The sequence below is a fragment of the Streptomyces sp. NBC_01723 genome, from assembly GCF_036246005.1.
GTDB lineage: Bacteria > Actinomycetota > Actinomycetes > Streptomycetales > Streptomycetaceae > Streptomyces.
On the sequence record NZ_CP109171.1, the window covers coordinates 5,329,663 to 5,351,027 of the forward strand.

Genomic DNA, 21,365 nt, shown 5'->3' on the forward strand with positions numbered 1-21,365 from the left:
GGGAGTTGGAAGCACCCGTGACCACCTGGACCGACCGCACCGCCGACCGTCCCATTTCGCTCACCGCGCCGAGCGGCATCGACCGCGCCGCCCACCACCGCCTCGACGAGGCCTGGCTCGCGGCGGCGTGGAGCCACCCCTCGACGCGCTGCTTCGTGGTATCCGGCGGCCAGGTCCTCATCGACGAGACGCCCGACGGGCGCACCGAGCTCGTCATGACCCCCTCGTTCGAGGCCCCGCTCACCGAGGCGCACCGCTACTTCCTGGGCACCGACGAGGAGGGGGTCAGCTACTTCGCCCTCCAGAAGGACTCGCTGCCCGGCCGCATGGACCAGTCGGCGCGCCCGGCGGGCCTGCGGGAGGCGGGCCTGCTCCTGGCCCCCCGTGACGCGGGCCTGATGGTTCACGCGGTCGCCCTGGAGAACTGGCAGCGCCTGCACCGGTTCTGCTCCCGGTGCGGCGAGCGCACGGTCATCGCCGCGGCCGGCCACATCCGCCGCTGCCCCGCCTGCGGCGCCGAGCACTACCCGCGCACCGACCCCGCCGTGATCATGGCCGTCACGGACGACGACGACCGCATACTGCTCGGCCGCCAGGTCCACTGGCCCGAGGGCCGTTTCTCCACGCTCGCCGGCTTCGTGGAGCCCGGCGAGTCCATCGAGCAGTCGGTGCGCCGCGAGGTCCAGGAGGAGGCCGGGGTCACCGTCGGCCCCGTCGAATACGTCGCCAGCCAGCCCTGGCCCTTCCCGTCCAGCCTGATGCTCGGCTTCATGGCCCGCGCCACGTCGACCGAGATCGAGGTCGACGGCGACGAGATCCACGAGGCGCGCTGGTTCTCCCGCGACGAACTGGGCGCCGCCTTCGAGTCGGGCGAGGTGCTCCCGCCCTACGGGATCTCGATCGCCGCCCGCCTCATCGAGCTCTGGTACGGCAGGCCACTGCCGACGCGCGCGGCGTTCTGAGGGCGGTCGGCGGCCCGGACCGGGCGGTGTGGAGCGGTCGACGAGTTCACGATGCCCTGAACTCGGGAAGTCGTGTGCTTTCGTCGGGTGCTGACCGTTGCCTCCGACATCGACGTGCCGGCCCGATCGCCGCGCTGGTGATCGCGGCCGTCGCGATCAAGGAGGGGATGCTGCGCGCCCTCGGCGGCGGCGGCCCGGCGCACGAAACACCGCAGCCCCCGACCGGCACGAGGCCGGGTCGAGGGCTGTGTCTCGCGGAGGTCAGGCGCCCAGCGCCTGCTTCACCTGGGCGAGGCTCGGGTTCGTCATGACGACCTCGGTGCCGCCGTTGGTGGGGATCACCTGAACTGTGGGGACCGTCTGGTTTCCGCCATTGGCCTTCTCCACGAAGGCCGCGGAGTCCGGGTCGTGCTCGATGTTGATCTCGGTGTACGCGATGCCCTCGCGGTCCATCTGGCTCTTCAGCCGACGGCAGTATCCGCACCACGTGGTGCTGTACATCGTCACAGTGCCCGGCATGTCTCTCGCGCTCCTTCGGCGACTCGGGGATCCGGCGGCTCGGGGATGAGGTCGCAGGAGGGGAACGTCCGCGACGGCGCCACCATTCCCGCCCCGTGAGGCCGTCACATCGGCATTGGTACGACTATCGGAGCGTGCCTGTGGACAACCGGCTCACCCGTCCCGCGAGACCTGGCAGCATGGCGGTGTGACAGCAGCAACGCACTCCACCCTCTTCCCGCAGGTACCGGACTCGGCCGACGCGGTGCTCGACGGGCTCGACCCCGAGCAGCGCGAGGTGGCGACCGCCCTGCGCGGACCGGTGTGCGTGCTGGCGGGCGCCGGCACGGGCAAGACCCGGGCGATCACCCACCGCATCGCCTACGGGGTGCGCGCCGGGATCCTCCAGCCCACCAGCGTGCTCGCCGTCACCTTCACCAACCGCGCCGCGGGGGAGATGCGAGGCCGGCTGCGCCAGCTCGGCGCCTCCGGTGTCCAGGCCCGCACGTTCCACTCGGCGGCGCTGCGCCAGCTCCAGTACTTCTGGCCGAAAGCGATCGGCGGCTCCCTGCCCAGGCTCGTCGACCGCAAGATCCAGCTCGTCGCCGACGCGGCCGCCGCCTGCCGCATCCGCCTCGACCGGGGTGAGCTGCGCGACACCACGGCGGAGATCGAGTGGTCCAAGGTCACCCAGACCGTCCCCGCCGACTACGCCGCCGCGGCAGCCAAGGCCGGCCGCGAGACACCCCGCGACCCGGCGGAGATCGCCCAGCTCTACGCCGCCTACGAGGACCTCAAGCGCGGTCGCGGAGTCATCGACTTCGAGGACGTGCTGCTGCTGACGGTGGCCGTCCTGCAGGACCGGCACGACGTCGCCGACCAGGTCCGCGCCCAGTACCAGCACTTCGTGGTGGACGAGTACCAGGACGTCAGCCCGCTCCAGCAGCGCCTGCTGGAGCTGTGGCTCGGCGACCGCGACGACCTGTGCGTGGTCGGCGACGCCAGCCAGACGATCTATTCGTTCACGGGAGCAACGCCCGACCACTTGCTCGACTTCCGCGTCCGGCACCCCGGTGCCACCGTCGTCAAACTGGTCCGCGACTACCGCTCCACCCCCCAGGTGGTCCACCTCGCCAACGGGCTGCTGGCCCAGGCCCGGGGCCGGGCCGCCGACCACCGGTTGGAACTGGTCTCCCAGCGACCGGTCGGCCCCGAGCCCGCCTACACCGAGTACCCGGACGAGCCGGCCGAGGCCGAGGGCGCGGCCCGCCGCATCCGCGAACTCGTCGACGCGGGCGTTCCCGCCGCCGAGATCGCGGTCCTGTTCCGGACCAACTCCCAGTCGGAAACCTACGAACAGGCTCTCGCCGACGCCGGTGTCCCGTACCAGTTGCGGGGTGCGGAGCGCTTCTTCGACCGCCCTGAAGTGCGCAAGGCCCACAGCGCCCTGCGGGCGGCGGCCCGCTTCGGCGGCAACGACTCCCTCCTGGACGACGTCGTCGACCTGCCCTCGCAGGTGCGCGCGGTGCTGTCGGGGGAGGGCTGGACCTCGGAGCCCCCGGCCGGGTCGGGCGCGGTCCGGGAACGCTGGGAGTCGCTGGCCGCCCTGGTCGGGCTCGCCCAGGACTTCGCCGCCGCGCGAGCGGGCGTGACGCTGAGCGACCTGGTCGTGGAACTCGACGAGCGGGCGGGCGCCCAGCACGCCCCCACGGTGCAGGGCGTCACCCTCGCCTCCCTGCACTCGGCCAAGGGCCTGGAGTGGGACGTCGTCTTCCTGGTGGGCGTCGCCGAGGGAATGATGCCGATCACCTACGCAAAGACCGATGAGCAGATCGAGGAGGAGCGCCGCCTGCTCTACGTCGGCGTCACCCGCGCGCGTGAACGCCTGCACCTCTCCTGGGCGCTCGCCCGCTCGCCCGGCGGCAGGCCGAGCCGTCGGCCCAGCCGCTTCCTCAAGGGCCTGCGGCCCGGCTCCGGCACGGCGGGCGGTCAGGCCGCGGCGGGCGGCAGCGGAGGAGTCGAGCGCGGACGCGGAGGAGGCGGCGCCGCGGCCCCGGTCCCGAGACGGACACAGCGGACGCCTGCCCGCTGCCGTGTCTGCGGGCGCACGCTCACCGACGCCGGCGAGATGAAACTGATGCGCTGCGAGGACTGCCCGTCCGACATGGACGAGGGCGTCTACGAGCGGCTGCGCGAGTGGCGGGCGGTCCAGGCGGGGCGCAGCGGGCAGCCCGCGTTCTGCGTCTTCACCGACAAGACACTGATGGCGATCGCCGAGTCCGTCCCCGAGGACGAGCGAGAACTGGCCCGGATCCCGGGCGTCGGAGCGCGCAAGCTCAACCGCTACGGAGCCGACGTCCTGGCCATCTGCGCAGGTCAAGAGGGAGTGGGGCTGGACGAGGGCGACTGATACAAACTCGTCGAGAAAATAGTTTGCGCATGCCCCGGGAATCCCCATAGGTTCTTGGTCACGGGAACAGCGGCCTTCCCGAAGGCCCTGACTCCGTGTTGTACTTGCATATACACGGACTGGTTCATCCCAGTCCCCCGAGACGCCGAGAGGAGGCGAGTCCAGTGATCAGCATCAACACCAGCAGCAACGTCGGCTTCACCGCCGAAATGACCGATCGCTCGGCCGTCTCCCTGTGCATCCTCGGCGCCTCGAACTCGGGCACCGGTCTGTCCGGCATCCGTGCCGTGCGTCCGGCCGCCTCCTCCGTTGCCCCCGCGGGCCTTCCCGTCCGTGAGCGCAATGAGCGACCGACCAAGGCACTGGAAGCAGCTGTAACGGCACAGGCGCAGGCCTATGCCTTTACCGCGACCGGTGCCGGATTCCGGAAGCAGGCGACGCAGCACCACCTGATGTGGGCCTTCCGTGGGCCAGAACCCTGGAGTGATCCAGCCTGATCGTCGATCAGGCCGGCGCCTTCAGGGCCGCGGAACCCCACCCGGGATCCGCGGCCCTTCTGTTTGTCCCCGAACGGACGACAGCACGAAGGAGCCTCGGGACAAGAAAAGAACCCGGTACCAAGCCGCCAACCGGCCAACCGGCCGGAACGACCAGACGAGGAAGACCACCCGTGCAACTCGAAGCGCACGCCCCGTCCGTACCGCCTTCCGACACGATCCCCAAGCCCTGTTCCACGGAGGACTCCACCTTGACCCCGCTCACCGCGCTCACCGCGCTCGACGACGCCATCGAGAACCTCGGCGTGCCCGTCCCCTGCCGTTCCTACGACCCGGAGGTCTTCTTCGCCGAGTCGCCGGCGGACGTCGAGTACGCCAAGTCCCTCTGCCGCACCTGCCCGTTGATCGAGGCCTGCCTCGCCGGTGCCAAGGAGCGGCGTGAGCCCTGGGGCGTCTGGGGCGGCGAGCTGTTCGTCCAGGGTGTCGTCGTCGCCCGGAAGCGGCCCCGTGGTCGCCCGCGCAAGAACCCGGTCTCGGCATGAACATCACCGGAACGATCGACCGCCCCCTCACGTACGACCCCCAGAAGCAGGCCCCGATGAAGCCGTCCCCCCACGACACCGCAGGCTCCGCGCCTGAAGACTTCACCACCACCGGCGCGATGGACTCGCGTCAGAACAGGACCCGTGAAATGCAACTCATCCCAGAAGCCCTGGCCCGTGCGCATATGCACGACCGCCTGGTCGAGGCGGAGCAGGAGCGCCGGGCGATGCGCCTGGCTACCGCTCGCCGCATGCAGCGCCGGGCGGAGCGCGCCTCGATGCGTGCCCGGCGTGCGCTCGCCATGGCGGTCATGCAGTAAGCGACACACCTGAAGCGGTGGTCTCCCGGCCCGGGAGACGAGCTCTGCCCGTGGGGGCCGGTCCGTCCGAACGGACCGGCCCCCACGGTCCGTTCGGACGCGGGCGGCTCAGGCCTCCGCCGCCTTCTCCTCGTCCTCGTACTCCTCGAACGCGTCCTCGGCGGCCGCGGCTTCCTCTTCTTCCGTCTCCTCCTCCGGGACGAAGCCCACCAGCCAGTCCGCCAGCTCGTCACGCAGCCGGACCGTCGCTCCCAGCTGGCACAGCACCCCGATCGTGCTCAAGGTCACTCGGTGGATCAGGAGGTAGGACGGCGGCAGATTCAGCTGCTTGGCCAGCTGGTAGGCGGGGGAGCGGGGGTCGCCGATGCGGGCCGCCTGACTCCGCATCCAGCCGCGGGTGAAGGTGAACTCGTCGACCCGGGCCGGCTCGATGATCGGCAGGAGATAGTCCAGGACGGCGTCGGGGTCCAGCTCTATCGACTCCTTGACGAACCCCTCCGCGCAGAGCATCTCGTAGACGGAGTCCGCCTCGCCGTCCAGCGTCATCCGCAGGGCATCCCCGATGGGCTCGGGCAGACCGCCCGGCAGCCGGTCGACGGTGCCGAAGTCCAGGACGCCCAGGCGCCAGTCGTCCTCGCCCTCCGGGCCACCGGGCAGCAGGCGGAAGTTGCCCGGGTGCGGGTCGGCGTGCAGGAGCCCGGTGCGCGCCGGGCCGGAGAAGAGGAAGTGGGCCAGCAACTGGCCGGCGCGGTCACGCTGCTCCTGCGTGCCGTCCGAGATGATCTCCGACATCGGGATGCCGTCGATCCACTCGGTGATCAGTACCTGGTCGCACTGGTGGACGACGTCCGGCACCAGGATGTCCGGGTCGTCCGCGAACTCCTCGGCGTGGATCCGCTGGGCCTGCGCCTCCAGGTCGTAGTCCAGCTCCTCCGAGACCCGGTCCTTCAGCTCCGTGATCAGCGGCTTGACGTCCATGCCGGGGACCAGCGGGCCGAGCAGGCGGGCGAAACGGCTGAGCTGGTTGAGGTCCGACAGCAGCGCCTCGCCCGCGCCCGGGTACTGCACCTTGACCGCCACCTCGCGGCCGTCGTGCCACACCCCCCGGTGCACCTGGCCGATCGAGGCGGCCGCGGAGGGCTTGTCCTCGAACTCCAGGAACAGGTCCTGCCAGCTCTCCCCGAGGCGCTCCGCGAGCACGGCGTGCACGGTGCGCGTCGGCATGGGCGGTGCCGCCTCCTGGAGTTTGGTCAGCGCCGCCCGGTAGGGCCCGGCGACCTCCTCGGGCAGCGCCGACTCGAAGACGGACAGTGCCTGCCCGAACTTCATCGCCCCGCCCTTCAGCTCGCCCAGCACCTTGAACAACTGCTCCGCGGTGCGCTGCTGCAACTGCTGGCCGACGAGCTCCGCCGACTCGCCCACGATCCGCTTGCCGAGCCCCCAGGTCGCCCGCCCGGCGAAGCCGAGCGGGAGCGCGGCGAGCTTGGCGGTCCGGGTGACCGCCTTGCGGGGAAGATCAGACATGAGCCCTCCAAGTCGCAGCCGGCCGCGCGGGTTCCGCCTCACGGCGTACTCCTGCTGTCGGCCCTTGCCCCGCCATTGTCGCGCGCCACTCCCCGTCCTCGGCGATGTGTTCCTCCTTACCCTTCCCCGCCGCCGCGCACGGGCACTCGGGGTGGGTCCGGACCGGACGGGACTGCCAGCGCAGACCGGGCAGCGAGACCTCCCAGCGGACGCCGGTGCTCGACGGGCTCCCGCCGTCCAGGAAGGCGAGCGCGTGGGCCGCCGCGAGTCCCGCGACGGTCGCCGCGAGGGTGAGGTCGCAGGGCCGTACCTCGGGCCGGCGGCCGGAACGCCACTGGGCCACCAGGCGGGGCCAGGCCGGATCCCGGTCGGTGCGCTCCGCGTGCAGACAGCCCGCGCACCCGGTCTCGCCGGGCAGGACCAAGGGGCCGACGACACCCGTCCCCTCCACGACGCCGGCATACAGGTGGGGTGTGCCGGAAGCCATCAGGGACTCGGCCGCGACGATATCGGGCGTGTGCACCGCGACGTCGTCGCGTGGGGTGACGATCACCAGGGAGAAGCCCGCGGTGTCGGCCTCGGACGGCATCGCTGGGCCGCGTCGCGGCGGCCGGTCGGGGGCGGCCCGGCGCACCACCCGACGGGCGGCCTCGTCCCTCCGGTCGCCGACGGAGTCGGCGGGCAGCCCGCCCGGGGCGACGTCCCACGGCTCGACCCGTCCGCCGTCGCGGACGTCGACATCGCCGATCCCCGCCCCTGACAGCAGGCCGGCGAGCACCGCGCCCACCCGTCCCGCACCTCTCACGCTCACCCGCAGGGCACGGCGGGCCGCCAGGTGTCTGATCGCGTCCCCCGGTTCGGAGGTGGTCAGGGACAGGGAGGCCAGGTCGGGGCGGAGCCGGTCGAGGACCTCCTTCTTCTCCCGCAGGACGTCGGCGGCCGGTCCGCCGCCCGTGGCGTCGTCCAGCAGCCCGGCCCGCGCCAGTCGCTCCACCACCCGGTCGACATGCCCCTCCGGCAGGTCCATGCGGTGCCCCTCCTCACGCAGGAGCTTCGGTCCGCGGGTGCCGTTGAGCAGTTCGAGGAAGCTGCCCGTCGCCGTGTCCACCGGGGCGAGCGTCAGCGCGTGCGCCGGTGTCATCCCGAACTGCACGGTGTTCAGATCGCGCCAGCCGCGCCGGAGCGCGGGCTTCACCATCGGATGCATTCCGGATCCCCCGTGATCTTCGAATGTGCGGGCATGCGGGCGGTCGTGAATCCGCCGACGAGTGCCAGCATGCCCGGCCGCGAGAAGAGGCGGCGAAAGTTGTCCACAGGCGGTGGGTATTCGTCGGACAAGTCCGACGGCCATCTCGACGTACAACTCGGCCGTCCATCGCAGTCCTCTCGAAGGAGGGGCGGCGGATCGGCACCGAACCGTCCCGGAGCCGGGACTTCCCCGTGTGCAGCGGGTAACGTCGTGGCGTGTCCGCCGACCCACTGCACCGTGCCGGGGCGCCCCAGCGCACGCCCACGAATCCGCCGCCGAACGGCTCGGGGACGAGCGCGATCGAGGTCCGCAGGAGCACCCGGCGCCGCCGGACGGTCTCCGCGTACCGCGAAGGCGATCGCACCGTCGTGCTGATCCCCGCCCGGATGTCGAAGGCGGAGGAGCAACGCTGGGTGAGCGTGATGCTGGACAAGCTGGCCGCCCAGGAGAGCAAGCGGGTCCTCGGCGACACCGAGCTGGCCGAGCGCGCGCAGCGGCTGTCGGGCCAGTACTTCGAGGGGAGGGCCCGGCCCACCTCGGTCCGCTGGGTCACCAACCAGAACACCCGTTGGGGATCCTGCACCCCCTCCGAGGGAAGCATCCGGTTGTCACACCGCCTTCAGGGCATGCCCGAATACGTCGTCGACTACGTCCTGCTCCACGAACTGGCCCACCTGCTCGTCCCCGGCCACGGGCCCCGGTTCTGGCGGCTGCTGGAGGCGTATCCGCGCACCGAGCGGGCGCGGGGCTACCTGGAGGGCGTGGTCGCCGCGGAGCGGCTGCCGCACGTGCCCGGCGCCCGCAACGAGTAGCCGGGCCCCGCGGTCGGAGCATCCGACACGGCGGCGCACGGGTTTCGTACCGGGTCTGTACCGACTTCCTCCGGTGTCGGGCTTTGCCGTTAGCCTGTCGCGACGCACTCGCATTCGGATGGGGGACGGTCGACACGCATGGCCAGGGAATTTCAACGCGGCCACAAGGCCAGGATCAGTGACCTCACCGCGGGCACGGATCTGTACGTAGGCGTGCAGATCTCCGGCCCCGGACTGAGCTTCGACATCAGCTGCTTCGGTCTCGACGCCGAGGAGCGGTTGTCGGACGACCGGTACTTCGTGTTCTTCAACCAACCGAAGACCCCCGAGGAGTCCATCCAGCTCCTGGGTGCGCAGGCGGGCGACACGGAGTCCTTCCGGGTCACCCTCGACAGGATTCCGCAGGGCGTCCAGAAGCTGTCCTTCACGGCGACGATCGACGGCGCGGGACAGATGTCGCAGGTGGGGCCCGGTTACATCCGCATCGTCGCGGGCGGCGAGGAGGTGGCCCGGTACCCGTTCAACGGCTCCGAGTTCTCCACCGAGCGCGCGGTGATGCTGGGCGACTTCTATCTGAAGGACGTGTGGCGCTTCGCTGCCGTCGGCCAGGGCTTCGACGGCGGGCTGGACGCGCTGCTGCGCAACTTCGGCGGCGAGGTGGCCGAGGAGGAGACGCCCGAGCCGCAGGCACAACAGCCGCAGACCGGCGCCGCCCCCGGCTTCGCGCCGCCCGCCCAGGCTTCGGCCCCGCCGGCCTTCGGCGCCCCCGCCGCACCCGCGCCGACGCCCGCGCAGCCCGCGCCGCAGGGCTTCGCCCCTCCGCCCGCCGCCACCCCGCCGCAGGCTCCCGCCCCGGACGTGCACGCCGCGCAGACCATCGTCGCGCCCATGCACACGCCGCCCGGCGGCGCCCCGGTACCGCCACCGGCCCCGGCGCCCGCGCCGCACGGCCAGGTCCCCGGGCAGGCGGCGCCCCTGCCCCCCGGCTACGGCCACCAGGCACCTCAAGCCCCCCAGGCCCCGCCCCCGCCGCCCGGCTACGGTCAGCCGACCGCACCGCCCGGTTACGGTCAGCCGACCGCGCCCCCCGGTTACGGTCAGCCGACCGCGCCCCCCGGTTACGGTCAGCCCACCCCGCCTCCGGGCTACGGCCAGCAGGCCCCCCAGGGCGCACCTCAGGGAGTGCCCTCGGGCGCGCCGCAGGGCGCCGGCGTCACCGCGGCGCTCCAGCAGTTCCGCGAGACGGCGACCGGTCAGCGCTGGACCCAGCAGAACAAGAAGCTGGTCCGCGTCGACCTCGGCGCCGAGGGCCAGCCGGTGCTGGCGCGGCAGGGCAGCATGGTGCTCTACCAGGGCAAGGTCGACTTCAGCTACAAGGGCGCCGGGTTCGCCGGACGGGTCGTGGGCAACGCCACCGGCCAGGAGATGCAGCTCATGCGCTGTACCGGCAAGGGACAGGTGTTCCTCGCGGACAACTCCGCGATGCTGCACCCCATCGAGCTCCAGGGCGACGCCGTGTGCGTCTCCGCGGAGAACGTCCTGGCCTTCGACGAGAGCCTCCAGTACGAGGTCCGCCGCATCGAGGGACACGGCATCCCCGGTGGCGCGCTGTTCACCATGCAGTTCCAGGGCACCGGCACGATCGTCGTCAAGACGCGCGGTGTGCCCGTCCTCCTGCCGGTCACGCCCACGACGTTCGCCGACTGCAACGCGGTGGTCGCGTGGTCCGCCGCCGCCCAGGTGGTCGTCTCCAGCCAGGTGCGGATGCGCCGCAACTCCTACGCCGGCGACACCGGCGAGAGCGTCAACCTCCAGTTCCGGGCGGCGCCCGGCAGCTTCGTCGTCGTCCAGCCGTACGAGATCTGAGGGAGAGCCCGAGATGAACCAGCCGCTCGCGGGCTACGCCCCCGCACCCGTCACCGCCCGCATGGAGAACCACGGCAACCACATGCTGAAGGTCGCCATGCAGACCGGCAGCGACCTCCTCGCGCGCGTGGGCTCGATGGTCGCCTACGAGGGCTTCGTCCAGTACGAGCCCAACCCGCCGGCCGTCCGCCAGATCGCCAAGGACTGGATGACCGGCGAGGGCGCGCCCCTCATGAAGTGCTCCGGCGACGGACTGCTCTACCTCGCCGACTACGGCGCCAACGTCGTCGTGATCAACCTCAACGGCGAAGGGATCTCCGTCAACGCCACCAACCTCCTCGCCTTCGACGCCCACCTGACGTGGGGCGTGGAGCGGGTCAAGGGCCTCGCGAAGTTCGCCGGGCAGGGCCTGTGGAACACCAAGATCTCCGGGCAGGGCTGGGTCGCGCTCACCTCACGGGGCAAGCCGATCGTGGTCGACTGCGGCGGCGGTGAGGACGAGACGTACGTCGACCCGGACGCACTGGTCGCCTGGTCCCCGAACCTCAAGGTGAAGGGCAAGCGCAGCTTCAAGGCGCAGTCACTGATCGGCCGCGGCAGCGGGGAGGCCTTCCAGATGGCCTTCTCCGGTCAGGGCATCGTCGTCGTCCAGCCCAGCGAGGACAGCACCGACCGCCTCCGGGCCCGGGGCTGAGGGGGAGCCACCATCATGCAGAGCCCGATTTTCGCCTACAGCGACCAGCAGACCCAGGAAGCCTGGAGCCTGCAGAACAAGCACATGCTCCGTGTCGCCCTGGAGGGCCACGACGACGTGCTCGCCCGCAAGGGCACGATGGTCGCCTACCAGGGTCTCGTCGAGTTCGACGCCGAGTACCAGAGCAACAACCAGTCACGCGCGCGTGCGCACACCGGTGAAGGCCTGGACCTGATGCGCTGCCACGGGCAGGGCACGGTGTTCTTCGCCAACCTCGCCCAGTGCGTCCACGTGGTCGACGTCGACCAGGACGGTCTCACCGTCGACAGCAGTTACGTGCTGGCGATGGACTCGTCCCTGCACCACGAGGTCATCGCCGTGGACAGCCTCTACGGCATCTCCGGCTCGGGGAAGTACCAGCTCAACATCACGGGCCGTGGCAAGGTCGCCCTGATGACCTCGGGCGTGCCCCTGTTCATGCAGGTGACGCCGGACAAGTACGTCAACTGCGACGCCGACGCGATCGTCGCCTGGTCCACCGGTCTGCGGGTGCAGATGCAGGCCCAGACGCACTCCTCCGGGGTGTGGCGGCGCCGCGGCAACACCGGCGAGGGCTGGGAGCTGAGCTTCATGGGCAGCGGTTTCGCGCTCGTTCAGCCCAGTGAGCTGCTGCCGCCGCAGAACGCCCAGGTCGGTTCGGGTGCCGCCGCCCAGTTCGGCATGGGCCAGCAGGGGGCGCGAGGGCAGAACCAGGGCAACGTCTGGAGCTGAGCGCGCGGCGTGTGCGGTAAGGGGTGATCGCCTGGCGGTCACCCCTTACGGCTGAGGCGACCACGGCCGTGGCGGCCGCCCCCGTACGCCCCGCACGGCTCAGATCCGTGCGAGCGTCGCCTCCAGCAGACGTACCACCGAGTCGTCGGCGACATCCGCGACCTCCGCGTACGGGAACCAGCGCAGGTCGAGGGACTCGTCGCTGATCGCCTCCACGGCCCCGGCCGGGGCCACCGCCGCGTACTGGACGTCGAGGTGCCAGGCGCAGGGCGTGTGGTGCCGGTCCAGCCGCACCGGGCCGCCGGGGGCCAGGGCCAGGCCGTCGATGCCCGACTCCTCGGTGGCCTCGCGCAGGGCCGCCCGCGCCAGCGTCGCGTCGACGGGCTCGCAGTGACCGCCCATCTGGAGCCACATCCGCATCTTCTTGTGGAGGGTCAGCAGGACCCGCCCGTGCGAGGGGTCGATCACCAGCGCGCTCGCCGTGATGTGCCCGTCCCCGCAGGCCTTCCACACTCCGTCCGGGTGGGCGGCCAGATGGTCCAGGTAGACCTGACGCAACTCGTCCTGGCCCTGGTGGTCCTTCAGGACCAGGACCGCGTCGTCATGGAGGCTCACTCGGTGTCGTCGCCCTTGCCGTCGGCCTTCCCGTCGGCCTCGTCCCGGCCCTTCTCGTCCTGGCCCGGTGCGTCCTTCTTCTTCAGGTCGGGCTTGCCGGCCGCCTCGCCGAGCATCTTGTCCAGCTCGGAGAAGTCGAGCTGCTCGCGGTGCACGAAGCCGTCCGGGTCGTTCAGGTCGTCGGCGGTCGGCAGCATGTCCGGGTGGGCCCACAGGCCGTCCCGGCCGTCGACGCCGTGCGCGTCCGTGAGGGAGGCCCACAGTCGGGACGCGTCCCGCAGCCGGCGCGGGCGCAGCTCCAGACCGATCAGCGTGGCGAAGGTCTGCTCCGCCGGGCCGCCCGAGGCGCGACGGCGGCGCAGCGTCTCGCGCAGCGCGTCGGCCGAGGACAGCCGGGGCTTGGCGGCGGCGTGCACCACCGCGTCCACCCAGCCCTCGACGAGCGCCAGGGCCGTCTCCAGCCGGGCCAGGGCCGCCTTCTGCTCCGGCGTGTCCTCCGGCTGGAACATGCCCTGCTGGAGCGCCTCCTGCAACTGGTCGGGGTTCTGCGGGTCGAACTGGCCGACCACGTCCTCCAGCTTGGCCGTGTCGACCTTGATGCCACGGGCGTACCCGTCGACGGCGCCGAACAGGTGCGAGCGCAGCCACGGCACGTGCGCGAAGAGGCGCTGGTGGGCGGCCTCGCGCAGGGCGAGATACAGCCGCACCTCCTCCTGGGGCACGCCGAGATCCTGACCGAAGGCCTCGATGTTGGCCGGCAGCAGCGCGGCCTTGCCGGCCGGGCCGAGGGGCAGGCCCACGTCGGTCGAGCCGACGACCTCGCCCGCGAGCACGCCGACGGCCTGTCCGATCTGCGTGCCGAACATGGCGCCGCCCATGGACCGCATCATGCCGATCAGCGGGCCGGCCATGGCCTGCATCTCCTCGGGCAGCACGTCGCCCATGGCGTTGCCGACGCGCTCGGCGACCGGGTCGACCAGCTCGCGCCAGGCCGGCAGGGTCGCCTCGACCCACTCCGCACGGCTCCAGGCCACCGCGGTGCCCGCGCCGGACGGCAGGGCCGTCGCGTCGTCCAGCCACAGGTCGGCCAGGCGCACGGCCTCCTGGACGGCATTGCGCTCGGCGGGACCGACGCTGGCGTCCTTGCGGCCGTCCGGCGTGCCCTGGGAGACGGTCTGGCGGGCGATCTGCTTGGCCATGTCCCAGTTCACCGGGCCGCCCTCGTAGGAGAGCATCTGGCCCAGCTGCTGGAAGGCGGCGCCCAGGTCGTTGGGGTTCATGGAACCGAACATGGCAGCGAACGGGTTGTCCGCACCGGGGCCACCCAGGCCACCGGCTCCGGGCGTCCCGAATCCGAACGGGTTGGCCGGTCCCTGACCACCGCCGCTCTGCTGGTCCTTCTTCTTGCCCTCGTCGCCGTCGTCCGGCTCCTCCGGCGGAAGGCCGAATCCGAATGGGGTGTCACTCACGGGGTTCCTCGGCTGGTAGGGCCGCCGGTTCTTTCCGGCGGCACGGCTGCCCGACTTCACCACCCAGCGTAGACACCCGGGGCGGTTCGGGCCTCGGTGCTTCGCCGACTGACGGCCTGCGGCAGGATGGATGCCACCTGGTACGCACGCGTCGCTCGCGCTCGTACTGAAGACAACCGCTGGAGACGCCCGGTGAGTTCCCCAGATCCGCAGGTTCGCGCAGCGCGAAACCAGTCAACCAGTTCCCCCCGCCCCGGCGCGCGCGGACCCGTGGTCGCGGTCACCGGTGCCGCGTCCGGGGTCGGGGCGCTGCTCACCGCGCGGCTGGCCGCGTCCGACGAGGTCAGACAGGTCGTGGCCATCGACGAACGACGCGGCGAGTGCGAGGCGGCGCGGTGGCAGATCCTGGACGTGCGGGACCCCGCCATCGCGGAGAAACTCCGTGGTGCGGACGTCGTGGTGCACCTGGCGCTCGACCTCGACCTGGAGACCGACGCGGCCGCCCGGACGGCTTACAACGTCCGGGGGACGCAGACCGTCCTGACGGCCGCCGCGGCGGCCGGTGTGCACCGGGTCGTGCTCTGTACCTCGGCGATGGTCTACGGCGCCCTCCCGGACAACGAGCTGCCGCTGTCGGAGGACGCCGAGCTGCGCGCCACGGCCGAGGCCACGGGCGTCGGGGACCTGCTGGAGATCGAACGGCTGGCCCGGCGCGCCCCGCGGGCGCACCCCGGACTCAACGTGACCGTCGTCCGGCCCGCGGTGCTGGTCGGAGGCATGGACACCGCGCTGACCAGGTACTTCGAGTCGCCCCGTCTCCTTGTGGTGGCCGGTTCGCGGCCGGCCTGGCAGTTCTGCCACGTCGACGACCTGTGCAGCGCCCTGGAGTACGCCGTCCTGGAGAAGGCCGACGGCGAGCTGGCCGTGGGGTGCGACGGCTGGCTGGAGCAGGAGGAGGTCGAGGAGCTGAGCGGCATCCGGCGCATGGAGCTGCCGTCCGCGGTCGCCCTCGGCGCGGCGGCCCGGCTGCACCGGATCGGACTGACGCCCTCCCCGGCCGGTGACCTGGCGTACACGATGTACCCCTGGGTGGTCAGCGGCAGCCGGCTGCACGACGCCGGATGGCGGCCGAAGTACACCAACGAGGAGGTGCTCTCGGAGCTGCTGGACGAGGTCTCCGGACGGCACACCGTCGCGGGTCGGCGCCTCGGCCGCAAGGACGCGACGGCCGCGGGAGCCGCGGGCGCGACGGTGGCGCTGCTGGGCGCGGCGGCGGTGGTACGGCGGGCCCGCAAGGCCCGGCGCCGCATCTGACGTCCCCGGCCCTCGCGCGGGCGGCCGCATTCGGCACCCGCGGTGAGGGGCACCCCTGTAGGACGCTCCAACGCGGTACGCGCGCGCGCCGGGCGATCACGCTATTCCGCGCCGTCCGCGGAGTGCGGCACGATGGTCGTATGGCAACCAACGACCATCCCGGCGAGCTGGCCGCAGCGGACCCCGTCAAGCTGATCGGTGTCCGGGAGACGCCCCTGTCCGTGGACGAGGTCTTCCGGGCCGTCGGGGACGACGCGGCCGGCGGGACCGCGCTGTTCGTGGGGACCGTCCGCAACCACGACGGGGGCACCGACGTCGACCGGCTCGGGTACTCGTGCCACCCCAGCGCCGAGGCCGAGATGCGCCGGATCGCCGAGAAGGTCGTCGCCGAGTACCCCGTACGGGCGCTCGCGGCCGTCCACCGCGTGGGGGACCTGGAGGTCGGGGATCTCGCCGTGGTCGTCGCCGTCTCCTGCCCGCACCGGGGCGAGGCCTTCGACGCCTGCCGGAAGCTGATCGACGACCTGAAGCACGAGGTGCCGATCTGGAAGCACCAGACGTTCTCCGACGGCACCGAGGAGTGGGTGGGCGCCTGCTGAGGGACGCCGCCGACCCCCTCCCGGCCCTGCCGTTCCGCCCTCATGGCTCCGGTTGCGTAACCCGCCCCCCGGCGTGAGCGTTGTCACTGCGGATGGTTAATCTGCTGATCAGTCAGTTGCGGACGTTCATGGGGCTGGGAGGTCGGGCATGGCAGCGCTTGCCTGGTTGCTGATTCCGCTTGTGGCCGCCGTCGGCGCCGGGCTGTGGGGCAGTTGGGCCAACCGGACCCGCAAGGCCCGCAGCGACGGTCCCGAACTGGACGGGTACGCCCGGTTCCGCGAGGCCATGGAGAAGCCCCGCACCGGCGCCTGACGGGACCCGCCCTGACGGTGTTCCGACAGCCGCGTCCCGTACTGTCGTGCCATGCCACGCCGCACTGCGACGATGCTCGCCTCCACCCTGATGCTGATCGCGATCCTGTGCGCGGGTGTGTTCATCCCCGTGCCCTACTCGGAGATGTCACCCGGGCCGACGGTGAACACCCTCGGGGACCATGACGGCGAGCCGGTGCTGCAGATCTCCGGCCGCAAGAGCTACGAGGCGAGCGGTCACCTGAACATGACCACCGTCCGGGTCACCAGCGCCGAGTACAGGATGAACCTCGTGGAGGCGGTCTACGGCTGGCTGGCGCACGACAACAGTGTGGTGCCCCACGACACGATCTACCCGGACGGCAAGACCGAGGAAGAGGCCACCCAGGAGAACGCCGAAGAGTTCAGCCAGTCCCAGGAGAGCGCGAAGGTCGCCGCCCTGGAGGCGCTCGACATCCCGGTGAAGTCCGGGGTGGTCGTCTCCACGGTCGTCAAGGACTCCCCGTCGCAGGGCAGGCTGCACGCCGGTGACGTGATCAAGGCCGTGGACGGTACGACGGTCAAGAAGCCCTCCGACGTCGCCGACCTGGTCACCAAGCACAAGCCCGGAGAGGACGTCGTCTTCACGATCGTGCCCGCCGACGAGCAGGCCGACGCGGAGAAGGAGCGCCGGACGCCCACGAAGACGGAGAAGGTCGAGATCACCACCGAGACCTCCGACGACAAGGGGGAGAAGCGGGCCATCGTCGGGATCTCCGCCGGGACCGACCACACGTTCCCGTTCTCCATCGACATCAAGCTGGCCGACGTCGGCGGTCCGAGCGCCGGCCTGATGTTCGCCCTCGGCATCTACGACAAGCTCACGCCGGGCGACCTCACCGGCGGCAGCTTCGTCGCCGGCACCGGGACGATCGACGACACCGGCAAGGTCGGTCCGATCGGCGGCATCAGCATGAAGACGATCGGCGCGCGCGACAAGGGCGCCCAGTACTTCCTGACGCCCGCCGACAACTGCGCGACCGCCGCCGCGGACGTCCCCGACGGGCTCACCCTCGTGAAGGTGGACACCATCGACGACGCCCTCGGCGCGCTGAGCGACATCCGCTCCGGGAAGACCTCCGACCTGCCCGAGTGCGCGAAGGGATAGCCGGCGGGCGGGCGGCCGCAGGGTGGCCGGGGCTACTCGGCGAAGGTCGCAGTCAGCGCCTGGGCCAGACCCGGCACCAGGTCGGAACCGGTGAGTACCTCGGTGGCGGTGTCCTTCGCGCGCAGCCGCAGGGCCGAGTCGCGGGAACCGTCGCGCAGGACCGCGACCGTCATGCGGACCTCCTGACGGTCCGGGTGCTCCGCCACCCACCGCGCCAGCCTCGCCTCGTTCAGGCCCTCCGGAACCTGGGCCTCGGCGGACGGCGGCAGCATCAGGCGTTCCACGGCGAGCGCGCAGCCGACCACCGCGTCGGGCCAGGCGATGGTGCCCAGGAACTCGTCGAGCGGCTGGTCCGTTGGAATCTCGTCCTGCTCGATAGGGGTCAGGCCGGAAGTGTCCGGTTCGTCCTGAAGGCCGAGCCGGTCCGCGAGTGAGGGCTGATCGGTCCTCAGCCGCGCGGTGTCGACAAGTGCAAAGAGGCGTGCGGGCTGGTCCCAGCCGAGCCCGGAGACGTACTCGTCGATCTCGAGTACGGCCCGGGTGAGGGGGCTCGCAGCCATGGGGGTGTTGGACATGGTCACAATCCTGCCTCGTTACTGGCCCGAATCGGGAACCGAGTAAACGATGAGTAAGTTGCATAAGTGTGGGCCCGCGATCACGGGGGCCCACGGGGGGCCCGCGAACCCGAGGGCCTGACGGATCAACAGCGAACTTCGAGGTGCGCACCTTGGCTTTCCAGATGCCGGACCGCGGCGGAGGCCCCCCGTCGGGGCCGCGGATCAGAGTGGGCCGCCCGTCCCGGCGTGTCCGAACCCTGCTGCTGACACTTGGTGTCCTCGCCGTGCTCCTCATGGCGTTCACCATGTTCGCGGGGTTCTGGACGGACTGGCTCTGGTACCGGTCGGTCAACTACTCGTCGGTGTTCACGACGACCCTGTGGACCAAGATCGGGCTCTTCTTCGTCTTCGGCCTGCTGATGGCGCTCGCCGTCGGGTTCAACATCTGGTTGGCCCACCGCCTGCGCCCGCCGCTCAGCGCCATGTCGATGGAGCAGCAGAACCTCGACCGGTACCGGATGGGCATCGCCCCGTACAAGAAGTGGCTGCTGCTCGGCATCACCGCCCTGGTCGGCCTGATCGCCGGCGCCTCCGCGTCCGGCCAGTGGCGGACCTGGCTGATGTGGGTCAACGGCGTGCCCTTCGGGCAGAAGGACCCCCAGTTCAAGCTGGACGTCTCCTTCTACGCGTTCGACCTGCCCTGGTACCGGTTCCTGCTCGGCTTCGGCTTCGCCGCGGTGATCATCTCGGTGATCGCCGCCGCGCTCACCCACTACCTGTACGGCGGGCTCCGCGTCACCAGCCCGGGCGCGCGCGCCACGGCCGCCGCCACCGGGCACCTGTCGGTGCTCCTCGGCGTCTTCGTCGCCTTCAAGGCGGTCGCCTACTGGCTGGACCGGTACGGGCTGGCGGTGAAGTCCAGCGACTTCAAGGCGACCGACAACTGGACCGGCCTCAGGTACGTCGACGCCAACGCCTACCTGCCCGCCAAGACCATCCTGTTCTGCATCGCCGTCATCTGCGCGCTGCTGTTCTTCGCCACCCTGTGGCGGCGCACCTGGCAGCTGCCCGTGATCGGCTTCGGCCTGATGGTCCTCTCCGCCATCCTCATCGGCGGCCTGTACCCGGCGCTGGTCCAGAAGTTCCAGGTCCAGCCGAACGAGCAGGCCAAGGAAGCGCCGTACGTCGAGAAGAACCTGGCGGCCACGCGCGATGCGTACGGGATCGAGGGGACCCAGGTCGCCGAGTACCCGGGAGTGTCCGAGACCAAGGACAAGACCAAGCTCCGTGACGACGCGGACGCCGCCGCGTCAATCCGGATCATGGACCCGAACGTCATCTCGCCCACGTTCCAGCAGCTCCAGCAGATGCGTAACTACTACGCGTTCCCGACCAACCTGGACGTCGACCGCTATTCCAAGGACGGCAAGGACCAGGACACGGTCATCGGTCTGCGCGAGCTGAACCTGGCCGGCATCCCGAAGAAGAACTGGATCAACAACCACTTCCGCTACACCCACGGCTATGGTGTGGTCGCCGCCAAGGGCACCGCGGTCGACTCCGAGGGACGCCCGGTCTTCACCGAGTCCGACCTGCCGTCCAAGGGTGACCTCGGTACGTACGAGCAACGCGTCTACTACGGCGAGAAGACCACCACCTACTCGATCGTCGGCGGTCCCCAGAAGGAGATCGACTACTCCGACGACACCGGGGAGAAGACCTTCAGCTACAAGGGGGACGGCGGGGTCGACCTGTCCAACCCGATCAACCGCGCGGCGTACGCCGCGGCGTTCAGCGAGCCGCAGATCCTCTACTCGGGTGCGATCGGCGAGGGTTCGAAGATCCTCTACAACCGCACGCCCAAGGAACGTGTGGAGGCGGTCGCCCCGTGGCTGACCATCGACGGAGACGCCTACCCGGCGGTGGTGGACGGCCGTATCCAGTGGATCGTCGATGCGTACACGACGACGAATGGATATCCCTACGCCTCTCGCACGACGCTCGGCGACACCACGGCGGACTCGCTGACCGCGGCCAACGACCAGCGCGCGGTGGTGGCCCAGCAGAACCAGGTCAACTACATCCGCAACAGCGTGAAGGCGACCGTCGACGCGTACAGCGGTGACGTCAAGCTGTACCAGTGGGACACCCAGGATCCGGTCCTCAAGACCTGGATGAAGGCGTTCCCCGGCACGGTGCAGGGCAAGGGCGAGATCTCCAAGGCGTTGATGGAGCATCTGCGCTACCCGCAGGACCTGTTCAAGGTCCAGCGTGAGCTGCTCACGCGTTACCACGTGAAGGACGCCAACACGTTCCTCAGCGGCAGCGAGGTGTGGCAGGTCCCGGACGACCCGACCAACAAGTCGGGAGACGCTGTACCGCCGTACTACCTGAGCATGAAGATGCCCGACCAGAAGGCGCAGGCCTTCTCGCTGACGACGACGTTCACACCCAACGGACGTGACAACCTCAGCGCGTTCATGGCGGTCGACGCCGAGGCGGGAACCGACGGCTACGGCAAGATCAGAATCCTCAAACTGCCCACGAGTACGACCGTCAACGGTCCGACACAGGTTCAGAGCCAGCTGAACTCGGAGCAGGACATCGCCGAGACCATCAGGCTGCTGAGAGGCGGCGACTCGGAGGTCGAGTACGGCAATCTGCTGACCGTCCCGCTCGACGGCGGACTGCTGTACGTCGAGCCGGTCTACGTGCGCGGTGGCGACCTCAAGTACCCCTTGTTGCGCAAGGTGTTGGTGAGCTACGGCGGCAACACGGCCTTCGAGAACACGCTCGACGAGGCGCTCAACAAGGTCTTCGGAGCGCAGGCGGCCGAACCGGAGCCACCGGAGGACACCGGCGAGGACCCCGGCCAGGACACGACGGAGCCGCCGACGTCCACCAACCCGACGGTCCGGGAAGCGCTCAGTGACGCGCAGGATGCCTTCGACGCCGGCCAGAAGGCGCTGGAGCAGAAGGACCTGACCGCGTACGCCGAGGCGCAGAAGGACCTGGAGGAGGCGCTGCAGCGCGCCGAGGACGCACAGGCCAAGGCGGACCAGGGCGCCGGGGACAAGAACGGGGACGACAAGGCCAGTCCCAGCGCCTCCCCGAGCAAGGAGGCCGGCGGAGGCTCGGACACCGGCTGACGCCCGGTGCCGCTGCCGACCGGCGTTCGAGCTGGTCAAAGCCCATCCCGCGCCGTGC

At 70.9% G+C, this 21,365-nt stretch carries 20 protein-coding genes; 14 read left to right on the top strand and 6 right to left on the bottom strand.

Going from position 1 to position 21,365, the window contains the following annotated elements:
• Positions 1 to 17 precede the first annotated feature (17 nt).
• Positions 18 to 962: an NAD(+) diphosphatase gene (gene nudC / locus OIE75_RS24835; protein WP_307015014.1), complete on the top strand. Its 945-nt coding sequence runs from the start codon at positions 18 to 20 to the stop codon at positions 960 to 962.
• Positions 963 to 1,223: 261 nt separating this feature from the next.
• Here the strand turns inward: nudC and OIE75_RS24840 are convergent, their stop codons facing one another.
• Positions 1,224 to 1,481, bottom strand: a complete 258-nt coding sequence (locus tag OIE75_RS24840) for a mycoredoxin (protein WP_122616113.1) — start codon at positions 1,479 to 1,481, stop codon at positions 1,224 to 1,226.
• 187 nt (positions 1,482 to 1,668) lie between these two features.
• Here OIE75_RS24840 and OIE75_RS24845 point away from each other — a divergent pair, with 187 nt between their 5' ends.
• From OIE75_RS24845 to OIE75_RS24860, 4 genes are all read left to right on the top strand, one after another.
• Positions 1,669 to 3,870, top strand: a complete 2,202-nt coding sequence (locus OIE75_RS24845) for an ATP-dependent DNA helicase UvrD2 (protein WP_329472176.1) — start codon at positions 1,669 to 1,671, stop codon at positions 3,868 to 3,870.
• Positions 3,871 to 4,034: 164 nt separating this feature from the next.
• A complete protein-coding gene (locus OIE75_RS24850; protein WP_307015015.1) occupies positions 4,035 to 4,367 on the top strand; it encodes a hypothetical protein in 333 nt (110 codons plus the stop codon).
• Between the two features lie 173 nt (positions 4,368 to 4,540).
• Complete coding sequence (locus OIE75_RS24855) at positions 4,541 to 4,909, top strand: WhiB family transcriptional regulator (protein ID WP_003973786.1); 369 nt, start codon at positions 4,541 to 4,543, stop codon at positions 4,907 to 4,909.
• On the top strand, positions 4,906 to 5,229 hold the full coding sequence (locus OIE75_RS24860) for a hypothetical protein (RefSeq protein WP_307015016.1): 324 nt from the start codon (positions 4,906 to 4,908) through the stop codon (positions 5,227 to 5,229). The genes OIE75_RS24855 and OIE75_RS24860 overlap by 4 nt, the downstream gene beginning before the upstream one ends.
• Positions 5,230 to 5,337: 108 nt before the next feature.
• Here the strand turns inward: OIE75_RS24860 and OIE75_RS24865 are convergent, their stop codons facing one another.
• Positions 5,338 to 6,753 carry an ABC1 kinase family protein gene (locus OIE75_RS24865; RefSeq protein WP_307015017.1) on the bottom strand — a complete coding sequence of 472 codons (1,416 nt, stop codon included), beginning with the start codon at positions 6,751 to 6,753 and terminating at the stop codon, positions 5,338 to 5,340.
• Entirely contained in the window at positions 6,746 to 7,960 is a 1,215-nt protein-coding gene (locus OIE75_RS24870) for a TOMM precursor leader peptide-binding protein (protein ID WP_329472177.1), read from the bottom strand. Before OIE75_RS24870 ends, OIE75_RS24865 begins: the two co-directional genes overlap by 8 nt.
• A 257-nt stretch (positions 7,961 to 8,217) precedes the next feature.
• On the opposite strand from OIE75_RS24870, the gene OIE75_RS24875 reads away from it, so the two are divergent.
• The 4 genes from OIE75_RS24875 (at position 8,218) to OIE75_RS24890 (ending at position 12,145) form a co-directional block, all read left to right on the top strand.
• Entirely contained in the window at positions 8,218 to 8,814 is a 597-nt protein-coding gene (locus tag OIE75_RS24875; protein ID WP_307015020.1) for a M48 metallopeptidase family protein, read from the top strand.
• Positions 8,815 to 8,952: 138 nt separating this feature from the next.
• Positions 8,953 to 10,680 carry a TerD family protein gene (locus OIE75_RS24880; protein ID WP_329472178.1) on the top strand — a complete coding sequence of 576 codons (1,728 nt, stop codon included), beginning with the start codon at positions 8,953 to 8,955 and terminating at the stop codon, positions 10,678 to 10,680.
• Positions 10,681 to 10,693: 13 nt separating this feature from the next.
• Entirely contained in the window at positions 10,694 to 11,374 is a 681-nt protein-coding gene (locus OIE75_RS24885; RefSeq protein WP_307015022.1) for an AIM24 family protein, read from the top strand.
• Between the two features lie 15 nt (positions 11,375 to 11,389).
• Positions 11,390 to 12,145 carry an AIM24 family protein gene (locus OIE75_RS24890; protein WP_307015023.1) on the top strand — a complete coding sequence of 252 codons (756 nt, stop codon included), beginning with the start codon at positions 11,390 to 11,392 and terminating at the stop codon, positions 12,143 to 12,145.
• Between the two features lie 99 nt (positions 12,146 to 12,244).
• On the opposite strand, the gene OIE75_RS24895 is transcribed toward OIE75_RS24890, so the two are convergent.
• Positions 12,245 to 12,760: an NUDIX hydrolase gene (locus OIE75_RS24895; protein ID WP_307015024.1), complete on the bottom strand. Its 516-nt coding sequence runs from the start codon at positions 12,758 to 12,760 to the stop codon at positions 12,245 to 12,247.
• On the bottom strand, positions 12,757 to 14,229 hold the full coding sequence (locus OIE75_RS24900) for a zinc-dependent metalloprotease (protein ID WP_329472179.1): 1,473 nt from the start codon (positions 14,227 to 14,229) through the stop codon (positions 12,757 to 12,759). Before OIE75_RS24900 ends, OIE75_RS24895 begins: the two co-directional genes overlap by 4 nt.
• Before the next feature lie 192 nt (positions 14,230 to 14,421).
• On the opposite strand from OIE75_RS24900, the gene OIE75_RS24905 reads away from it, so the two are divergent.
• The 4 genes from OIE75_RS24905 to OIE75_RS24920 all read left to right on the top strand — a co-directional run bounded on the left by OIE75_RS24905 (position 14,422) and on the right by OIE75_RS24920 (position 17,601).
• Entirely contained in the window at positions 14,422 to 15,543 is a 1,122-nt protein-coding gene (locus tag OIE75_RS24905; RefSeq protein ID WP_307015027.1) for an SDR family oxidoreductase, read from the top strand.
• 140 nt (positions 15,544 to 15,683) lie between these two features.
• Positions 15,684 to 16,142: a molybdenum cofactor biosynthesis protein MoaE gene (locus OIE75_RS24910; protein ID WP_125491918.1), complete on the top strand. Its 459-nt coding sequence runs from the start codon at positions 15,684 to 15,686 to the stop codon at positions 16,140 to 16,142.
• A 148-nt stretch (positions 16,143 to 16,290) separates the two neighbouring features.
• Positions 16,291 to 16,455, top strand: a complete 165-nt coding sequence (locus tag OIE75_RS24915) for a hypothetical protein (RefSeq protein WP_007444545.1) — start codon at positions 16,291 to 16,293, stop codon at positions 16,453 to 16,455.
• 51 nt (positions 16,456 to 16,506) lie between these two features.
• Positions 16,507 to 17,601, top strand: a complete 1,095-nt coding sequence (locus OIE75_RS24920; RefSeq protein WP_307015028.1) for a YlbL family protein — start codon at positions 16,507 to 16,509, stop codon at positions 17,599 to 17,601.
• A 32-nt stretch (positions 17,602 to 17,633) separates the two neighbouring features.
• Here OIE75_RS24920 and OIE75_RS24925 read toward each other — a convergent pair whose 3' ends face one another.
• Entirely contained in the window at positions 17,634 to 18,176 is a 543-nt protein-coding gene (locus OIE75_RS24925) for a PPA1309 family protein (protein WP_307015029.1), read from the bottom strand.
• 164 nt (positions 18,177 to 18,340) lie between these two features.
• Between OIE75_RS24925 and OIE75_RS24930 the strand changes: the two genes are divergently transcribed.
• Positions 18,341 to 21,307, top strand: coding sequence for a UPF0182 family membrane protein (locus OIE75_RS24930; protein ID WP_307018124.1), 2,967 nt, complete (start codon positions 18,341 to 18,343; stop codon positions 21,305 to 21,307).
• The last annotated feature ends 58 nt before the right edge of the window (positions 21,308 to 21,365 follow it).